Below are 18,897 nucleotides of genomic sequence, written 5' to 3' on the forward strand. Positions count from 1 at the left end.
AAGTAAATAGATTTAGAGTTGATGAGCTACAGACGATCCTTTATTGAAGCACAATTTCCAGTTTCCAAGGTTTCGAAAGAGAGCTATAAAGAGCGGAAAGCCGGGGCGAGTCAAACCTTAACAGGTTTGGGTAAATGGTGGGGCCGTAAGCCACTTGTGCTGGTACGCGCAACTATTTTTGGACTACTGATGCCTGCCAGTGATGATCCTCAAAAAGACCTGGAAATCTTCCTTAAAATTATGACGATGGATGATAAAGGTCTGCGAAGAAGACGTTCAAAGAATATGTCATCCAGGCAGTTATTTAGCTATGGTAATCAGGATATTTTTAAAGAGTTGGTTGGAAAAGAGGTTCAGGATTACACAGAATTGAAAGATCTGCTGGACAGGGATGACAGGTCAAAATTAAATGATATCCTGTTTGACAGGTTAAGTTATGATGACAAGCTTAGTTTTTGTGACCGGCCAGAGCAAATAGATGGGCCCTCTGAAGAGGCTTGGAATGAGATTAACGAGCATTTGGACACTTCTGCGACCAGTTTACAGGAACTGGTTCAACAGTTAGGGGAAAAGCAGTTTGGACGAACACCCCGAGTGGGGGATGCCTTTTGTGGTGGCGGGTCCATTCCCTTTGAAGCAGCCCGTATTGGGTGTGAAGCGTATGGTAGTGATTTGAATCCAGCAGCCGCGCTCCTAACGTGGGCCTCTCTAAACATTATTGGTGGTGGTGAAGAAGTTCAAGAGCGTGTACAAAAAGCCCAGGAAGAGGCCTTTGAAAAAGCTGACCGGCGGATTACCGAATGGGGCATTGAGCATAACGAAAAAGGATGGCGAGCAGATGCTTACCTGTATTGTGTGGAGGCCAAGAGCCCTGCAACCGGTTATTGGGTACCGTTGTCTCCAAGCTGGGTGATTAGTGAAAAGTATAAGGTCTGTGCTGTATTAGTACCTGATCATGAAAACAAACGCTATAATTTTGAAGTAATAACCGGGGCTGATAAAGCAACAATGGACAAAGCCCGAGAGGGGACTGTACAAAACAGTGAAATGATCTGCCCGGAAACGGGTGATCGATTTGATATTTCCACCATCCGTGGGGATAACAAAGTGGATGGAGAACGGGTATATGGCCTTCGAATGTGGGAGAATGAGGATATCGTACCTCGCCCAGATGATGTGTTTCAGGAACGGCTTTACTGTATCCGGTATATCGAGGATATGTATGTTGTCCGAAAAAAAGGTAGCCTAATTGATGTTAAAGGGGAGGTTCTGCAAAAGTTGAACAAGGGTGATATTCTGACAAAAGAAAAGGTCGAAAATATCCGGAATCTGGAAGAACTTCTTGGGGAGGGAATTTTAAAAGAAGATACACGCCGGCATTTCGTAGCACCAAATGAAAAAGACTTAAAAAGAGATGAACGTGTTCTTTATTTACTTCGAGAGAGATTTGATGAGTGGCAGAAGAAAGGATTTATCCCATCATCACAAATACCGGACGGTGATAAAACGGAAGAACCAAAAAGAACAAGAGGCTGGACACATTGGCATCATCTGTTTAATCCGAGGCAGCTGCTAACCCACGGATTATTCTTAGAATCATTTTTAGGCGAATCAGACCATTATGAAACTGAAATGTATGCCGCTGCTTGCTTATCAGTTGGTGCAGCTGTTGATAGGTTGTCACGCTTATGTGGTTGGGATAGTCACAAGTCCAAAGGGCCTGGTACATCAAGAAACGTGTATTTCAATCAAGCCTTAAATACTCAAATTATATATGGTTGTCGTAGCATAACCGGGCTTAAGTCGTTTTATGTTTTTGAAATTCCTGAAGAAGAGAAGCATGAAAATAGTAATAGAGTTATAACTGCGGATGCTCGAATTATTGATACAAATTCCGACTTCTGGATAACAGATCCACCGTATGCAGATGCAGTAAATTATCATGAACTTGGTGATTTTTTTGTAGCGTGGTATGAGAAGTTGATCAAGAAAGCCTTCAGTTTATGGTATGCAGACTCAAGAAGTGCACTTGCAGTGAAGGGTGAAGGAGAATCCTTCAAACAGAGTATGGTGGAGTGCTATAAAAACTTTACTGAACATATGCCTGATAACGGTGCACAGGTGGTCATGTTTACCCATCAGGACAGCAGCGTGTGGGCGGATCTTGCCCTGATTCTGTGGGCCTCCGGTCTGCAGGTTACCACTGCCTGGACCATTCAAACCGAAACAGATTCGGCCGGAATTAAAAAGGGTAATTATGTGCAGGGAACGGTCATCATGGTGCTTCGAAAACGGACGGGGGATGAGATTGGCTTTTTAAGCGACATACAAGCAGATGTAGAGTATGAAGTAGTGAAACAACTCGACTATATGACTGCCCTGGATGATGAAGAAGATCCTAACTTTGGGGATGCAGATTACCAATTGGCAGCTTATGCTGCAGCACTACGTGTACTTACTCAGTACAACTCCATCGAAGATATTGACGTGGAGTATGAGCTGTCGAAAGAGCGTAAAAAAGGCCAACCCTCCGAAATTGAGAAAATCATCGAAAGTGCAGTGGGTGTGGCGATGGATCACCTTGTGCCCAACGGTTTTGATGCGGTACAGTGGCGTAAACTCACTCCGGAAGAACGTTTCTACATCAAAGGACTCGAAATTCAGGGTCACGGGGAATACCGTACCGGCGTGTACCAGGAGATGGCTCGGGGGTATGGACTGAAGAGTTATAGCGAATACCTAAAATCGGGCCGTGCCAACGAAACCCGCCTGATGACCCCCATCGAATTTGATCGCAAAGAGTTGAACCGCGACGGATTCGGAAAAACCCTCGTTCGGCATGTACTGTTTGCAATACGGGAGGCTCACAAAGAAGAGGATCCAATTGCAGGACGAAATTGGCTCAAAAATGAGCTGCCGGATTACTGGGGGCAACGCAAGCAGATCATTCACATTCTGGACTACATGCTCCTTCGATGCACAGACATTCGCCACTGGGAAAAAGACATCAAGACGGTTCGGGTATTGCGCGGTTATCTTGAAAATGATACGGTCTAAATCTTTACCTGATGATCAAAAGATATTCCTCCAGATCGCACAAAATAGATGAATCGTTCTTAAACGAAAAGCTCCGGAGTGCGGAATCATATGATCGAATTGCCGGGTATTTCAGCTCCTCAATTTTGGAAGTTGCGGGTGAGGCTATTGAACAGATTCCTGGTAAAGTACGTATCATATGCAATTCAGATCTACAACAGCAGGATGTAGCAACAGCCAGAGCTGCGGAAATGGCTATTCGTAAAGAGTGGACATCTAAAGTAGAAATGGAAAAGCTGGAGAAAGCAAACCCTCGCCTACGACGACTCTTTAAGTTGTTAAAAAGCGGTAAAATGGAAGTTCGTGTATTGCCTTCCGAAGAGTTTGGTCTGATCCACGGTAAAGCAGGGTTAATCACCCAAAAAGATGGATCTCAGCTCGCCTTTATGGGGAGTACCAATGAAACGTATTCAGCCTGGAAGCTTAATTATGAAATGCTTTGGGAAGACAGTTCAGATGAAGCCATCGACTGGGTAAAGAAAGAGTTTAACGGATTGTGGAACCATCCAAGCGCGGTACCTTTATCAGATTTTGTTATAGAAGATATTGGGAGAATCTCGAAGCGAGTTGTCATCCGAAAGGAGGAGTGGGAAGAGGATGGTGATCCTGCCGGAGCTGTCGTGGAGACACCGGTATACAGAAAAGAGTATGGGTTATGGCCCCATCAGAAATACTTTGTGAAAGTAGCTTGGGATGAATTTCAATCCGGTCGAGGTGCGCGATTTGTGTTGGCTGATCAGGTAGGATTGGGAAAAACCATTCAACTAGCACTCACAGCTCTTTTGATTGCTTTAAAAACAAAAGGACCTATTCTCGTTATTGCTCCAAAAACATTGATCTGGCAGTGGCAGGAAGAGATGAAACATCTCTTAAATATGCCATCAGCTGTTTGGGATGGAAGGCAATGGGTAGATGAAAACGGCATATCTTACCCCTCGTCAGGAAGGGAATCCGTAACAAACTGCCCCAGAAGGGTTGGTATTCTAAGTCAGGGATTAATTGTGCAAGCAGGAGAGATACCGGATTATCTACTAAATCAGCATTACGAATGTGTCATTGTTGATGAGTGCCACCGAGCCCGGCGGAAGAATTTGAAGAAAGATGGCGAAAATGAGCCGATTCAGCCTAACAATATGATGGACTTTCTTCTGAAGATCTCACCTAAAACAAACAATATGTTACTGGCAACGGCTACTCCGGTTCAACTTTACCCAATTGAGGCTTTTGATCTGTTGACAATTTTAAATAGGGGATCGGATCATGTAATAGGTGATGAACTCTCTATTTGGAAGCGGGACAAAGCTTATACGTTGGAACTCATCCAGGGCAAGCAGGATGTGCCGGAAGACGTCAATGAAATCTGGGATTGGGTAAGAAACCCCCTTCCTCCTGCAAATGAAAAAGCACAGCTATTTGGGTTGATCCGGCGTCGGTTACAAAAAAGCCCAACAGATTCTGTAGCAACAGGACCTGAATTCAATGATCTGAACCCTGCAGACAAGCGAAGGCTCCAATCCAATGTAGAGTCAATTTTTTCTGAACACAATCCGTTTATTCGGCACATCATACGACGAGAAAGAAAATTTTTAGAAGAAACTATAGATCCCAAAACCAATGAACCTTTTTTGAAGCCTGTTCGTGTTCGTCTACATGGTGAGGCAGATCATGAAGCGGTCACCTTACCCGGTTATCTACGGGATGCTTACCAGAGTGCCGAAGAGTTTTGCGACGAGCTAGGAGAACGAATGCGAGCTGCCGGTTTCATGAGAACGATGCTTCTAAGAAGAATGGGTAGTTCCATTCAGGCTGGAAAAAATACAGCTATAAAATTTCTTGGGAACCAGTTTCAAGATTTAGAAGCTGAGGAGGAAGATTATGTCAGTAGCATCAATGACACAGAAACCCAAAAGGTTGAGACTGAGGAAGATCAGTCGATCATTACCAGCGAAATGACAGATAAGGAGCGAGAAATATTAATACGTCTGATCAGTCAGCTTGATTCGCATAAAGATAAGGATCCCAAATACGCCTCGTTGAAGGAGTATCTTTTTAAAAAGAATTGGTTACAGCTTGGTTGCATCGTTTTCTCCCAATATCACGATACGATCCGTTATATGGCCGACCAACTCTCTGAAGAATTTCCGGAGATCGAAATCGCTATATATGCCGGGGGCAATAAATCAGGGATCATTAAAAAAGGTGAATTTAAGCCCGAGAAAAAGGAGACGATTAAAGCGAGAGTTCAACGAGGTGAATTAAAACTTCTATTTGGTACTGATTCAGCCAGTGAGGGGTTGAACTTACAACGACTCGGTACCCTCATTAATCTTGATTTACCCTGGAACCCAACTCGTCTTGAACAGAGGAAAGGCCGTATTCAAAGAATTGGTCAAACACGAGATGTTGTGGATGTTTACAATATGAGATATAAAGACTCAGTGGAAGATCGTGTGCATGAACTATTATCAGATCGTCTGGAAGGTATCTACGACCTATTTGGTCAACTTCCGGATGTGCTTGAGGATGTCTGGATAGAAGTGGCTATAGGTGAGAAGAAACAAGCTGAGAAAATTATTAACCAGGTCCCAAAAGAGCATCCTTTTGAAATGAGGTATCACCAGATAGAAAATATCGATTGGGAAACCTGCGAAAGAGTTCTATTTGAGGATGATAAGAAGGAGCAATTGTTAAAAGGGTGGAGCTAATAATTTGGATAATTTCTCAATGAAGAATTCTGATAGATTTATCTCTTTGTTTAAAAAACTGGAAAAGTTAGTAGCCGAACAATCCCAATTACCAAGAGATGAAAGTTTTAGCAAAATGTTAGCTGAGATTACAAGAGGAAATACTGTATTCAGGCACTATAAAGAATATATCCAACAATATGCCAAACTTAGAAATGCTATAGTACACGAAAGTGTAAGCGATGATAAGGCGATAGCTGAACCTCACGATGAGGTATTATCTAGACTGGAAGAAATTGTCAAAAAAATCGAGAATCCAGCTAAAGTCATCCCTAAATTTCAGGTTAAGATTGAATCGGTTAAACCTGGGACAATGATTTCAGATGCACTGGACCGTTTCTATAAAGGAAACTATTCGCAATTACCCGTAATCGAAGATGGAAAATTTTTTGACTTATTAACTACTGATGCGGTTGCAAGGTGGATTGCAGCTCATAAAGAGAAAGGTGGATACTTATTAGAAAATGTAGCTATCCGTGAAGTATTACCTTACAAGGAAGTACAAGATAATTTTAGTTTCATTTCAAGAAGAACAACACTTCTTGATGTCCTAGAGATTTTTAGGAAAATCGATTATAAAGAGCAACCACTTGACGCTCTTCTGATTACGAATGATGGAAAAAAAGAACAAAAATTGATGGGTATTATAACTCATTATGATGTTTCAAAAATTTACTCACTAATATAATGCATTACTTATGTCTGACATCAAGCTCTTCCAATTGAAAGACCAGGAAGTGACTGAACTCACAGGTTCTGCCGTAAAAATCGAAAAATCCCTCCAAGATCAGATTGAGAAAAATCTTGATACGTACCTGGGTGTTAGGTTTCTAGCTACCGAATATTCAACAGGCTCTAACCATGGCGGTAGGATTGATACGTTGGGTATTGATGAAAACGGCAGCCGGTCGACATCGAGTACAAGCGGTCGATGAATGAGAACGTGATAAGCCAGGGGTTGTTTTATCTGGATTGGATGATGGGTCATAAACTGAGTTTGAGCCTTTGATTTTGAAGAGTTATGAAGAGAATTGAAACATGGAAAGGTTAGGGACGTTTAATTGCCACTTACGTTAAATTTCATTCCGCCCATTCTTTAAATGTATCAATGTAGGAAACAAAAGTAGGATTTATTTTATCTCTCTCAATTTGGTATAACAGTTCACCAAGTTTCTTTTTGCCCCATTCTTTATCGTGGAATTGTTCCCTTTCAAGCAGATTATACAGGTCCGTGCAGCAATCAAATTTAATCTTTGAACTCTCTGGACAGATTTTAGTGCCTGTCAACAGTGCTTCAAAGCTGGCAGTGTCACCATTTTCCTGTCTTATAAATGCCGAAATATTCAGTATCAAATCTTCCAGTGAATCGTAATCAAAGTGATTTTGGAGATCCATTAGTATCACTTTGGCTTTCTGTTTGAAAGTGCTTGTATCTACAATCGGCGGTTCGTCAGAATAACCTACCAGTATGCCGCGAAGCAAATGTACCGGGGAAAGTCCGCCAGGATTGGATTCTTCAAACTGCTGTTTGTCATTGCCATCAACAAAGTAGGGAAGTGCAAAGTCTTTAGAATCCATAATGCGCTGCCCTACGTCAGAGTCTTTAGAAAACGGTATCCATATGATTGAATATTCTTTCATGTTGCCTGATATCCTGTATGCATCATTACACTAACTGCTCCAAATTATATGCGGGAGTAAAACACCTTATTCCGCTACTTAAGCCTGACTTTTATTTTATGCTTTAGGCTTGGTGCCAGCATCTCTGTAAGGTTCAAGATGTTTCGTATGTGGCTTGGGGCATTGTACTTTGAATCAAAGTAAATACCTTCTTCAACTTTATTCCATTGCCCATCGTAAGTCTCAAGCTTATGCCGGGGTTTTGAGTTGATAAAGTATTTATTGCTTGTCGCATCAATTGGAAGCATGCTTTGGTTCAAAAGCCCGTTTTCGAGAAACCATCGAATAACTGCTTCATCAAATTCAGTCCAGGAGTTGACCTCAAATTCATTTTCATCAATACGAACGGAAGCAGGTTTGCTTTTGAACAAGCGATCTGCATGTTTGTACAAAACCTCTATTGCTACATGTTCGCTGGTAGTATCCTTATCGCCACCTTGATTGCTCACTTTCCTTCTCGAGCTATTAATCGGATTAGTTTTGATTATTTCATTAAAGAATCCTTCAATTATGTTTCTGTAATCTTGAAACTTGTTTAACAGAATTCTTTTGAACTCCGGCAGATTTTGATCTTCAAGCAAACTGTCAACTTCACTTGTTGTTTTGTCAAGTTGCCTGCCATACTTATCCAGTACAGTTTCTCTTCTCACTTTATGTCTTTTGGAGACTGCCTTGGTAGCATCAACCCGGGAAAGTCCTCTTTTCTTAACTAAATGTATCACTTCCAATATATGCTGAAGAGCGGTTGGGATACTGCTTGGCAAAGAAGGGAATAGCTGAGAGGGGCTTACTGTGGGTGTTAATTCTTTATTTTGAAATAATTCTCTTCTCAGAATTGAGTTTGGGGTATCTCCGAAGTCTTCAATTTTGTTAAGGAGGTATTGCCGGACCTCTTCATCGATCTCGATATTATAATATTTCATGGGTTTCTCTTTTTTTACTTTTAATACTACAAATATTATAGTAAATATAGTAACTAAAGTGAAATCGAAATGTCGCTCTTTGCAAAAAAAAATCAGATTTTAAAGCTGACACTCGTCCATCGATCATTGACCATCTACCAAAAAAATCAGTCCACTGCTTCCTCGTCCTCGTCCTCGTTTTCATCAGAATCTGAATTGCCAAGGTTGCAGGAGAGTATTTCATCAACTTCTTCGCCGATGATTGATATGTAATGGATAGACTTTCCGGAATGAACGGAACCGGCTGATTCTGAATGCCATCAGTCAAACAGAATGCCATTTACTGCTAATCGTGAATAAGAACGCAAGAACTCTTGTTTTTTACTTTTTTCTGTAATCAGATACACGAATGCTCATATCATTGTAAGCTGATCGTACTCCTTCATCTGTCGCTGCGAAGTTAAATGCATCTTTATTGTCAATGCCTATTTTGTAAGCTTCTGAGAAAGCATCCTGATTCGCTCCCAGAAAGATAAACTCCCATGAGTACTTTTCCTTCTGGTGCTTGATCATTTTTTTGATTTTTGACAAATGGTATTCTTTGCTGGAGTTTTCCTGCCCGTCCGTTAGAATGGCAACAATCACCTTTTCAGGCCGGTTTGCTTCCGGCGTATTGGCCAATCTCTTGCCTGTACTGTCAATGGTAAACCCCACGGCATCCAGCAATGCGGTCGCTCCGCCGGGTATAAAATCATCATCTGTTATCGGTTCCACGTTGTTAAGAGGCTTGTTCTCATGAACGACCTCCATCTCCGTATTGAACTGAACAAACGTAAACGAAGCCTCTCCCGGCTGCTTTTTCTGTTCGGCCAGAAAGGTGTTGAAGCCTCCGATCGCGTCACTCTTAATCGTATTCATAGATCCCGATCTGTCAATAATGCAAAGTATCTCTGATAGTCCCTTTTTCATTTTTCTCCTTGTTTTGTTGGTAGTTGGTAGTTGGTAGCTAGTGGTTGGTGGTACTCTGATTTAATATCGGTATTGTGAGTGACAACGTGGTGTCACCGCATCCAAAATTATTTTGAGTATGGATTCTTGACGATCTATTGGAACTTAGTTTAGCCAACTAATAATTGGCTATTCAGTAAGCAGATGTGATGGCATCGGTATAAGAATTTAATCTTTTTGAGATGGGTTCATAAAGTGTATCGGGCCTTTGTTTACCCGAGGGTCAATTCTCCATCAGCAATCATCAAGCACCTCCTGATCATCTCCCTATCCGCAAAGCCTTCCTTGTCGGACGTCTGAATAAAATGCGGAAACCGCTCGCTGATGCCGTTGTCGTTGTCATCCAGGATGAGATGAAGGCCGTTGTTGGCATCATTTTCATCGATCCAGGCCTGAATGGCTTCGCCGCGGGTGGCGGATCGGTCTTCGTAAATGAGGCTGGGAATGACGCCGGTCACATGGTCCGGATTCATCCCGTTTTGATGAAACAGCTTTTTCAGTTCATCCAGGGAATATTCATAACGCCAGGTGGAGGTGACCACAATTTGGGCACCCAGTTTTTCGGTGAGCAGATTGATATGCGCCGCGGCCATGGGGCACCAGTCGAACCGTGACGGTTTCTTTCCGTTTTTCGCCTGTCGGCGGAGGTGGTTTTTTGTGTTGAGGACTCTTCCTATTACTTTTGAGTGATCAAAAGTAATCAAAAATCACCGGCGGGCAGATTCTCCGGCGGATCCGTCCTCCACGAGACGGGAAGAAACCAATGGTCCATCTAAATGGTGGTCGTCACTCCAGGATCTCACCGGTATGGTTTCTTTCTTGTCGTCCCGCTACGAACGTCTCTAATCGCCGTCCAATCTGCAGGCGGGAAATGAGTTGTGATCTACGATGGACGATGGTTGATGTTTGATTTAGAATAGATCAAATATATCGTCCATCTACCATTGACCATTGCCTATCGACTTTCATAAATCACAAGTCGCTCATCGTCTAGCACATATCAAGGCTTTCTCCCTGATTTACCGCTCTCACTTGGAAATAATTGCAATTTTATTAGCTTGACAATATGAACAAATCCATTTCAATAGATAAACTTTCGACTGCCGAGAAAATTGAGCTTATGGAAAAGCTATGGGCTGATCTATCCGCATCTGCCGGTTACGAACCACCGGCCTGGCATGAGGAAGAACTGGCCAGGCGAAAAAACGCAGTGAAAGAGGGGGATGCAACATATAAAAGCTGGGGTCAGGCTAAAAAGGAGATTCGAAATGCATGTTACTTTTGAGTGATCAAAAGTAACCAACCCCGAAGGGATCCCGATGGGAAAATCACCGGCGGGCAGATTCTCCGGCGGATCCGTCCTGCGCTGGACGAAAAGAAACCAATGGTCCATCTAAATGGTGGTCGTCACTCCAGGATCTCACCGGTATGGTTTCTTTCTTGTCGTCCCGCTACGAACGTCTCTAATCGCCGGCCAATCTGCAGGCGGCCTTCGACTTGAGATCGTGATTCAAAAAACACTTTCTCGGTTACTCTGTTCGTCTGTTCGTCTGTTTTGCCCGTTCATCCATTGGCCGCGTAATCAGTCTTTCTCCCGATCTTCATCGATGTCTGTCTGGCCGTTTTGGCCGCTGAGCAGCTCATCCACTTCTTTTCCGGCAATTTCTTCTTTCTCAAGAAGCAGCTCGGCCACTTTTTCCAGTACATCGCGGTTTTCCTTGAGGGTGGTGAGTGCGCGATCGAACGCTTCCTCGGTAATCTTGTTCACCTCTTCATCAATTTCGCGGGCGGTTGAGTCGCTGTATTCGCGCTGACGGCTCATGTCGCGGCCCAGAAACACTTCTTCTTCCTCGCTTCCCAATGAGATATGGCGAAAGCGTTCGCTCATGCCCCAGTCGAGCACCATTTTGCGTGAAAGCTTGGCCACCTGCTTCAGATCGTCCTGCGCACCGCTGGTCGAGGTTTCGAAGACAAGCTCCTCTGCGGCGCGTCCGCCCATCACCACCGCGAGACGGTCGAGCAAATACTCCCGTTTGTAGATATACCTCTCTTTTTCCGGAAACTGCTGCGTGGCGCCCATCGCTTTTCCGCGGGGGATGATGGTGACCTTGTGGATCGGCTCGGAATGCGGAAGAACGGCCGCCACCAGCGCATGACCCGCCTCGTGATAGGCGAGCATCTTTTTCTCCTCATCGTCTATCTGAACTCCTTCGCGCTCGAGGCCCATCATCACTTTGTCGCGTGCGCGATCGATATCGTCCATGGTCACCTTTTTGCGTTTGTCGCGTCCCGCATAGAGAGAGGCCTCGTTGAGCAGGTTTTCCAGATCCGCACCGCTGAACCCGGGCGTGCTCTGGGCTACTTTCTCCAGGTCCACATCGTCGGCCAGCGGCTTGTTTTTGGCGTGTATCTTCAGGATTTCAACACGCGATTTCTGGGTGGGCATATCCACCGTCAGCCGTCGGTCGAAGCGGCCGGGACGCAGCAGCGCCTTGTCGAGGATGTCGGGACGGTTGGTGGCGGCCATCACCACCACGCCCTCGTTGCGTTCAAAGCCGTCGAGCTCAGAAAGCAGCTGGTTGAGGGTCTGCTCGCGTTCATCGTGTCCGCCGCCAAGCCCTGCGCCGCGCCTTCGGCCTACGGAGTCGAGCTCGTCAATGAAGATGATGCTGGGGGAGTTCTCCTTCGCCTTTTTGAACATGTCGCGTATCCGCTTGGCGCCCACGCCCACGAACATCTCCATAAAATCGGATCCGCTGATGGAGTAAAACGGAACGTCGGCCTCGCCGGCCGCCGCACGGGCCAGTAGCGTTTTGCCGGTGCCGGGCGGACCCACAAGAAGCAGTCCCTTCGGCAATTTGGCGCCGATTTCCTTGAAGCGGTCGGGCTCTTTCAGGAACTCAATCACTTCTGTGAGCTCTTTCTTGGTGTTATCAAGGCCGGCCACATCGTCGAACGTGGTGTCGATGCTTTCAGGTTCCTGCAGCTTGGCCTTGCTCTTGCCGATATTAAAAAACCCCTGACCGCGTGCCCTCATGCGCTGGTAGAACATAAATCCGACATAGATGAACAGCAGGATCGGAAAACCGATCAGAAAGAGAGTCCACCAGTTAAAATCCGATTCCGGTTCGGAGGATACGGCTACATTCTGCTCCTCAAGTATCGATAAGAGGCGCTCGTCGCCGAACGAGGGGATGTAGGTGATGAAGCGCTCATGCCGCGTGGTATCCTGCTCGCTGATCTCCAGCACGCGCGGCTCCCGCAGCTCTCCGCGTATCATCTCACCCTGTACGTGCACGCTCTCCACGTTTTCACGGCTGAGCTCCTGGCGGAATTCGCTGTAGGCAATTTCGGGCGATGTGGAAAAGAGTCCGCCATTCGAGGAGGTAAGCCACGAGATCAGCAAGGCGGTAAAAATTACCCAAAGCAGCAGATTGCCCCAGGATGCATTCCGTCCGCGTCCGGGCCTCTGTTGTTTCCCCTGCTTTTTCTTTTTGCCGTTTTTGTTCGTTTGATCGGTCTTCTTCTTTTTGTCTGCCAAATCAGGTCAGTTTTTTGTGAATCGATCTTATTGGTTATAAAACAGTTTTGGGGGAGAAATAGTTTTGAGTGTTTAGATTTAGTTGTTGGTGGTTGGTGGTTGGTGGTTAGTTGTCAGTTGTTAGTTGTCGGTTGTTGGTTGTCAGTTGTGAGTATTGAGTATTGAGTATTGAGTATTGAGTATTGAGAAGGCAGAAGGCAGAAGGCAAAAGGCAAAAGTGAAAAGTCAAAATGGAGTTTTTTATTTAGAAAAGATCGCAGTTCGTTCATCGTGAATCGTTGTTCGTAAATCATTCACATGTCGAACCTTGCCCTTTGTAGCCTGTAGCCTGTAGCCTGTAGCCTGTAGCCTGTAGCCTGAACCCTGTACCTTGGATCAAGTCACTCATCGTTCATCGTCCATCGCCGGTCTTAAAGTCCGAACGGATAGGTTTCCGGTACGCCTTTTTCTTTCTTTCGCGGGGGGAGCGGGTTGATGGCGCGGGTTTCATCAAACCAGATGTATTCGTCAAACTGGTTCGACAGCGACGCCTGAAAGTAGTGGCTCTGCATTTCGGTACCCGGACGATAGATGACGCCGATGGCGCGTTCCAGCCGGCTTTTCTCCATCTCGCGTGTAAGCTCTCCGTGGCCTTCTTTGTGCAGCGGAAGCAGGAAGTTGTCGTGTTCTGCCCGGTGCATCAGGCGCTCGAGGCTCTCATTGTGTGAGGGACGCACGTCCATTACCCGCATCCGGCCGCCCCAGTTGTGGGCCGCGGCCACGGTTCCGTGATCGGTTCCAAACCCGATGTTATAGGCGTCCTCTTCGAAATGCTCTTTGGCGAGCTGACCGATATTGTGCTCTCCGCGGGCGCCCATCTCTGTGGCGCGTGCGTCACCAACGTGTGAATTGTGTGCCCACACCACCGCTTTGGCATCGTCACCGCGGTGGTCCATCAGTGAGGTGAGCGTTTTAAACATATGGGTGTCGCGCAGGTTCCAGCTCGACTGCGCCCCGAAGTACATGCTGCGGTAATATTTCTCCGCATTGGCTACGAGCCGTGCATTCTGCAGGGCATCCAGGTAGCGGGTTCCGTCCTGCTCCGCTTTTTCAATGCGGCGGGTCAGGATCCTGCGCAGCATCTCCGTGACCTCTTTTTCACATTTGCGGTACTCGTCGCTCATGGCGGCCGCGCCGTAGCTGGTCGGGTCGTTTTCGTAGGGCGACAGGCAGCCGTAGCGGTTGCGCGCAATCTCGGCGAGCGAGGGATCAAGATCTTCCAGGTAGTCAACGATCGCTTTGATGGAGGAGAACATGCTGTAGAAATCGAGTCCGTACACCCCGGTTCTGCTGTCCGGATCAGCGGTTCCCTCGTTGTACTCCTTCAGCCATTTCACAAAACGCAGCACCTCGCCGTTGTTCCACATCCAGGTGGGGAACCGGGTGAACGGTTCCTCCTCGGGAAGCGGAATGTCCAGATCCCTCACAAACCGGTCGATATGCGCGGCATCCGGCCAGTCGGCCTCCAGCGATACGATATTAAACCCTTTCTCTTCAATCAGCTTCCTGGTGATCTGTTCACGCAGCCGGTAGAACTCGGAGGTTCCGTGCGTGGCCTCTCCGATCAGCACTACCCGCGCGTCGCCGATCCGCTCCAGAAGGGGAGAGAGGTCTGCGCTTTCGGGATTGTTGAATGGTTCTGCGGCATCGTTGATGCGGTCGGTGACGCTCTTTTTCTTTTTGGGGGGAGATTCCTCTTTCGCCTCGCGGTTCACCCAGCCGCCCGTGCCGATCAGCGGCACAAACTGAACCCGTCCAAGGTCCCGCTCGCTGAATTGCCCGTTGTTGCGTGTAGTGAGAACCAACCGCTGCGTCCGTATCTGGGAACCAACCGGGATCACCATGCGGCCGCCCGGGGCCAGCTGCTCCTTCAGATCCTCCGGTATCCGGGGGCCTCCAGCCGCCACATTGATGGCGTCAAACGGAGCGTGCTCGGGCCAGCCTTCCGTACCGTCACCGTGCAGAATATAAATGTTATCGTAGCCAAGCCTTTCAAACCGTTTGCTTGCGGACTCTGCAAGCGATTTGTGCCGTTCAATGGTATACACCTCTTTTCCCAGTTCACTCATCACCGCAGCCGCATATCCGGATCCGGTACCCACATCCAGCACCTTCTCATCTTCGCGGATATCCAGAATCTCCGCCGCCAGGGCCACGATGTAGGGCTGCGAGATGGTTTGCTCTTCATCGATCGGCAACGGCGCGTCCCGGTAGGCGTACTCAACCAGATCCTTTGAGATAAACTCCTCTCTCGGGACCTCCATCATCGCATCAAGTACCCGCTGATTGGTTATCCCTCTTGCTTTCAGCTGTTTTTCCAGCATCTCCTGTTTTTGATCCAGTAAGTCAACCATCTCTTTATCCCTTTTATTCCGTATTAAGCTGCTCTTATTCTATCAACAAAAGAGGAGGGAGGTTCGTTTAATGATTCCCGTTTGTTGATTCCTCTCCGTGTTCGTAACCAGTTGGCGCCAAATAACATCGGTTCAGAAAAGCCGGATGTTTGATTCTCTTGTTTTCTTAACCGGGGGAAGAGGGATTAGCATTGATTTTACTCAAATTGCATGAGTTTCCCGGGGGGATCCTTTCGGGGAAAGGGGGACAATTCTGAGCAAACTACTGTCTCGAAATAGTGTTCATTTCACCAAATCCCGGGGCGCTGAAGAATGCGGATTCGGCCTGTGCAAGGAGGGAAGAGGCGAGACTGACGTGGTTGATGTGGACGTGATCTATGTATGTGGGATTGTCCTTGTTCTCTCTTTTGCTCCAGAAATGCTCAATCTCATCGGCCAGGTAGAGACGGTCGTCAAGTTTGCCGGATTCCAGCCCGTTGTCTTCAAGAATATCGCGCCGGCTGTCTGCAACCCGTAAACCCAGCGACAGTCCGCACTCCCGGAATGCCAGGCGGTATGCCGGGGAGGATGAATGGTCTGCCTGAACGGCATAGCTTTTCAGCCCCTTGAGTGCGTCATCAAAAAGGGTTTGAGGCGATACGGATGCCGGCAGGTCCACATCTGCTGCGAGCTGCGCAGACCGAACCGTATTCAGCAAGAGTCCGCCAAGGCCGAGAGGGTCGGATGTCTGCCAGTTTTTTCCTTCACAGAGCGCCTCCAGCTGCAGCAAATACTCGCTGAAATCAAACGCATCACCCGTCAACCGACGGCAGGTGAGAGCCGTCAGATACCCGTCAAGCCGATCGTGTGCGCCCATCGACAGCACCTGGGGGTAGGAGAGGTCCACGCTCATCTTCCAGAAGAGATGCAGGTGTTCGTTCGTACTCCTCAGAAAATGTTTCCCCGCGAGGCTTAATTCGGCGGCGTTTTCAACAAGTTTATCCCGGTCGTTCTCCAGATATTGAGCGGCATGCAGCAGGGCGCTGATCCAGCGCGTGTGGTAGTGATAATACTGGCCGTCCCGGCTCCACTCCCGTTGTGAATCACGCGGCTCGGTCTTTTTCCGTTCGGGCTGCTTCTTGCCGATTCGGAGTCCGCCCGCGGTCGGGTGCTTTCGTCCTTCCTCCTCACCCAATCCGCTGATCCAGCCGGTCCGCGAATCGGCGGGGGCAAAGCGTCCCAGGGTGTAGTGTACCTTCTCTATCAGGTGTCTCGCCAGATCTTTGTACGTATCGTCGCCGGTATGAGAGGAGAGGGCCAGAAAATTCTGTACGGCAAAGGCGTCCGTCCACAGATATCGGTTCTGCTTCTCCTCACCGCCCTTCGTCAGACCGGTTCCCTCTGCGAATTCGTCCATGAGTGTTTTTGCCGCTGCTACAGAATCGGCTTCCGGGGTTTCCATATCAGAATTTTTTATGTTGTTCCTCCATCATATCAAACAATTCTTTCCCCAATGTTGTTTCATGACGGGAATGAGCAGCTGATACCGAATCCATGGATCGGCAGAGAGTTGTACATTGACGCAACGGTTCTCTGTATGGTACCTGCAGAACGGCTCAATACGCTGAATCAGACAGAAATTAGTTTATATGGAAATCAACATTGCCGCTTGCCAGATTGAGGTAAAACCGGGACATCCGGATCAAAATTTCGAAAAAATCAGATCGCGCGTTTCGGAGGCGAAAAAGAATGGTGATGATATCGTCATTTTTCCGGAGATGGCCGTGCCGGGGTATATCATCGGTGATGAGTGGGAAAACAGCGCATTTATTAACGACTGCATGAGCTACAATAAACGCATTGCAGAGCTTTCAGAAGGCCTTGTCATTGTGTGGGGCAGCGTGGATGCAGACAAGCAGAAAGTGGGGGAGGATGGGCGGATCCGTAAGTTCAATACGGCTTTTACGGCTCAGAACGGAAAGATCATCTCACGGGTCTGTAAAACGCTTCACCCCGACTACCGAGAATTTGACGATGACCGTCACTTCTATTCATCGCGCAAATTGGCACAGGATCGTGGGATGTCGGTCCGTGACTACATACAGCCGCTGACCGTTGATATAAACGGTGAAGAGAGAAAGATCGGGGTCAGCCTCTGCGAAGATATGTGGAGCGATGACTATTCCATTCACCCGATTGAGATTCTGCTCGATAACGGCGCGGAATTCATCATCAATATTTCGTGCTCACCATGGACATGGCGGAAAAATGACAAGCGGCACCGTGTGGTGCGCCAGCGTTTGCAGGCGCAAAAAGCCCCGTTTGTCTATGTGAACAATACGGGAGTTCAGAACAACGGGAAAAACATCTTTCTCTTCGACGGCGGAACCACCATCTATAACCGTGACGGCTCCCTGCGGGATATGTGCCGCGAGTACCGTGATGACGTTATAAGAACCACGCTTTTCAGCAGCCGGACTGATGTGATCAAAAGGCCGGTACTCTCTCACGAACGGGATCAGGAAGAGCTGTTAAGCGGGCTTATCTATGGGTTGAGGAAATTTTTTGAACTGATAAGAGCCTCAAAAGCAGTAATCGGCATGAGCGGCGGAGTGGACTCATCGCTGAGCTCCTACCTGGTGAGCAAAGCACTGGGTGCGGAAAATGTGTACGGGGTGAATATGCCGTCTGAATTCAATTCGGACATCACAAAAAGCCTTGCCCGCCGGATGGCAGAAACCCTCCGTTTGAATTATGCCATTGTTCCCATTCAGGATGTTTATGAGTACTCCGTGGAGCAGCTCGAACAGACTGAATTTACCCGTCTGGATGCGTCGGGAGTGAAAAAGATGCTTGAGTTAAGCAGCGTGGATAAAGAAAATATACAGTCGCGCGATCGCGGCAGCAGGATATTGGCCGGTATTGCTTCGGCACTGGATGCGGTGTTTATCAACAACGGCAACAAGAGTGAAGTGGCAACGGGTTACACCACGCTCTATGGCGATGTGAACGGAGCCGTGGCACCGATCGCCGATCTATACAAGACACAGGTGTACGACCTCTGCACATATATAAATTCTGTGGAAAAGAAACAGATATTTCCCGACGAGCTTTTCGACATTCCCGCTTCAGCTGAACTCAGCGCTGAACAGGATATTGAGAAGGGCGAAGGCGATCCCTTTGCGTACGAGTACCACGACAAGCTGCTTCGTGCCTTCATCGAGTGGAGGCTCGATCCCGAGGATATTCTTAAGGGATACACGGATGGGAGTTTGTCGGATACTCTTGGTATGGATCGGAATTTTCTTTCAGAATACTTTGCGAGCGATTCGCTGTTTGTGGAGGATCTGGAGAGAATCTGGAGGCTGTACAAGATAAATTATTTTAAACGCATACAGGCACCGCCGATCATTGCGGTGAGCAAGCGCGCATTTGGCTTCGACCTCCGCGAGTCGCAGTTAGGCGTGTACTATACCCAGAACTACAAAGAGATGAAGAGAAAACTGCTGGGCGGTGACTGAGTGACTTGTGTAGGCTGCCCCGAAAGAGAGTAC

Annotated in this window: 12 protein-coding genes and 1 pseudogene; 6 read left to right on the plus strand and 7 right to left on the minus strand. The window is 47.2% G+C overall.

Annotated elements, in window-relative coordinates; genetic code table 11:
* The first annotated feature begins 21 nt into the window (after nt 1–21).
* The 4 genes and pseudogenes from DDZ15_RS08085 to DDZ15_RS16830 form a co-directional block, all read left to right on the plus strand.
* Nucleotides 22–3,057, plus strand: a complete 3,036-nt coding sequence (locus DDZ15_RS08085; RefSeq protein ID WP_109646849.1) for an anti-phage-associated DUF1156 domain-containing protein — start codon at nt 22–24, stop codon at nt 3,055–3,057.
* 11 nt (nt 3,058–3,068) lie between these two features.
* Nucleotides 3,069–5,801, plus strand: a complete 2,733-nt coding sequence (locus DDZ15_RS08090; protein WP_109646586.1) for a phospholipase D-like domain-containing anti-phage protein — start codon at nt 3,069–3,071, stop codon at nt 5,799–5,801.
* Between the two features lie 19 nt (nt 5,802–5,820).
* On the plus strand, nt 5,821–6,528 hold the full coding sequence (locus DDZ15_RS08095) for a CBS domain-containing protein (RefSeq protein WP_109646587.1): 708 nt from the start codon (nt 5,821–5,823) through the stop codon (nt 6,526–6,528).
* A gap of 10 nt (nt 6,529–6,538) precedes the next feature.
* Nucleotides 6,539–6,863, plus strand: a pseudogene (locus DDZ15_RS16830) (DUF91 domain-containing protein); the annotation flags it as partial.
* 57 nt (nt 6,864–6,920) lie between these two features.
* Here the strand turns inward: DDZ15_RS16830 and DDZ15_RS08105 are convergent.
* The 4 genes from DDZ15_RS08105 to DDZ15_RS08125 form a co-directional block, all read right to left on the minus strand.
* Entirely contained in the window at nt 6,921–7,481 is a 561-nt protein-coding gene (locus DDZ15_RS08105; RefSeq protein ID WP_109646588.1) for a hypothetical protein, read from the minus strand.
* 74 nt (nt 7,482–7,555) lie between these two features.
* A complete protein-coding gene (locus DDZ15_RS08110; RefSeq protein WP_109646589.1) occupies nt 7,556–8,443 on the minus strand; it encodes a hypothetical protein in 888 nt (295 codons plus the stop codon).
* Between the two features lie 360 nt (nt 8,444–8,803).
* Nucleotides 8,804–9,391 (minus strand): vWA domain-containing protein, encoded by a 588-nt coding sequence (locus DDZ15_RS08120; RefSeq protein ID WP_109646591.1) that lies wholly within the window; start codon nt 9,389–9,391, stop codon nt 8,804–8,806.
* A gap of 251 nt (nt 9,392–9,642) precedes the next feature.
* A complete protein-coding gene (locus DDZ15_RS08125; RefSeq protein ID WP_146198548.1) occupies nt 9,643–10,134 on the minus strand; it encodes an HAD domain-containing protein in 492 nt (163 codons plus the stop codon).
* A gap of 362 nt (nt 10,135–10,496) precedes the next feature.
* Here DDZ15_RS08125 and DDZ15_RS08130 point away from each other — a divergent pair, with 362 nt between their 5' ends.
* Nucleotides 10,497–10,715 (plus strand): addiction module protein, encoded by a 219-nt coding sequence (locus DDZ15_RS08130; RefSeq protein WP_109646593.1) that lies wholly within the window; start codon nt 10,497–10,499, stop codon nt 10,713–10,715.
* A 297-nt stretch (nt 10,716–11,012) separates the two neighbouring features.
* Here DDZ15_RS08130 and ftsH read toward each other — a convergent pair whose 3' ends face one another.
* The 3 genes from ftsH to DDZ15_RS08145 form a co-directional block, all read right to left on the minus strand.
* Nucleotides 11,013–12,971 carry an ATP-dependent zinc metalloprotease FtsH gene (ftsH, locus tag DDZ15_RS08135; protein ID WP_109646594.1) on the minus strand — a complete coding sequence of 653 codons (1,959 nt, stop codon included), beginning with the start codon at nt 12,969–12,971 and terminating at the stop codon, nt 11,013–11,015.
* A gap of 410 nt (nt 12,972–13,381) precedes the next feature.
* Nucleotides 13,382–15,364 carry a protein-L-isoaspartate(D-aspartate) O-methyltransferase gene (locus DDZ15_RS08140; RefSeq protein ID WP_109646595.1) on the minus strand — a complete coding sequence of 661 codons (1,983 nt, stop codon included), beginning with the start codon at nt 15,362–15,364 and terminating at the stop codon, nt 13,382–13,384.
* Between the two features lie 262 nt (nt 15,365–15,626).
* A complete protein-coding gene (locus DDZ15_RS08145) occupies nt 15,627–16,805 on the minus strand; it encodes a hypothetical protein (RefSeq protein ID WP_109646596.1) in 1,179 nt (392 codons plus the stop codon).
* A gap of 187 nt (nt 16,806–16,992) precedes the next feature.
* Here DDZ15_RS08145 and nadE point away from each other — a divergent pair, with 187 nt between their 5' ends.
* Nucleotides 16,993–18,864 (plus strand): NAD(+) synthase, encoded by a 1,872-nt coding sequence (nadE, locus tag DDZ15_RS08150; RefSeq protein WP_109646597.1) that lies wholly within the window; start codon nt 16,993–16,995, stop codon nt 18,862–18,864.
* Nucleotides 18,865–18,897 lie beyond the last annotated feature (33 nt).

The sequence above is a fragment of the Rhodohalobacter mucosus genome, from assembly GCF_003150675.1.
Classification (GTDB): domain Bacteria; phylum Bacteroidota; class Rhodothermia; order Balneolales; family Balneolaceae; genus Rhodohalobacter; species Rhodohalobacter mucosus.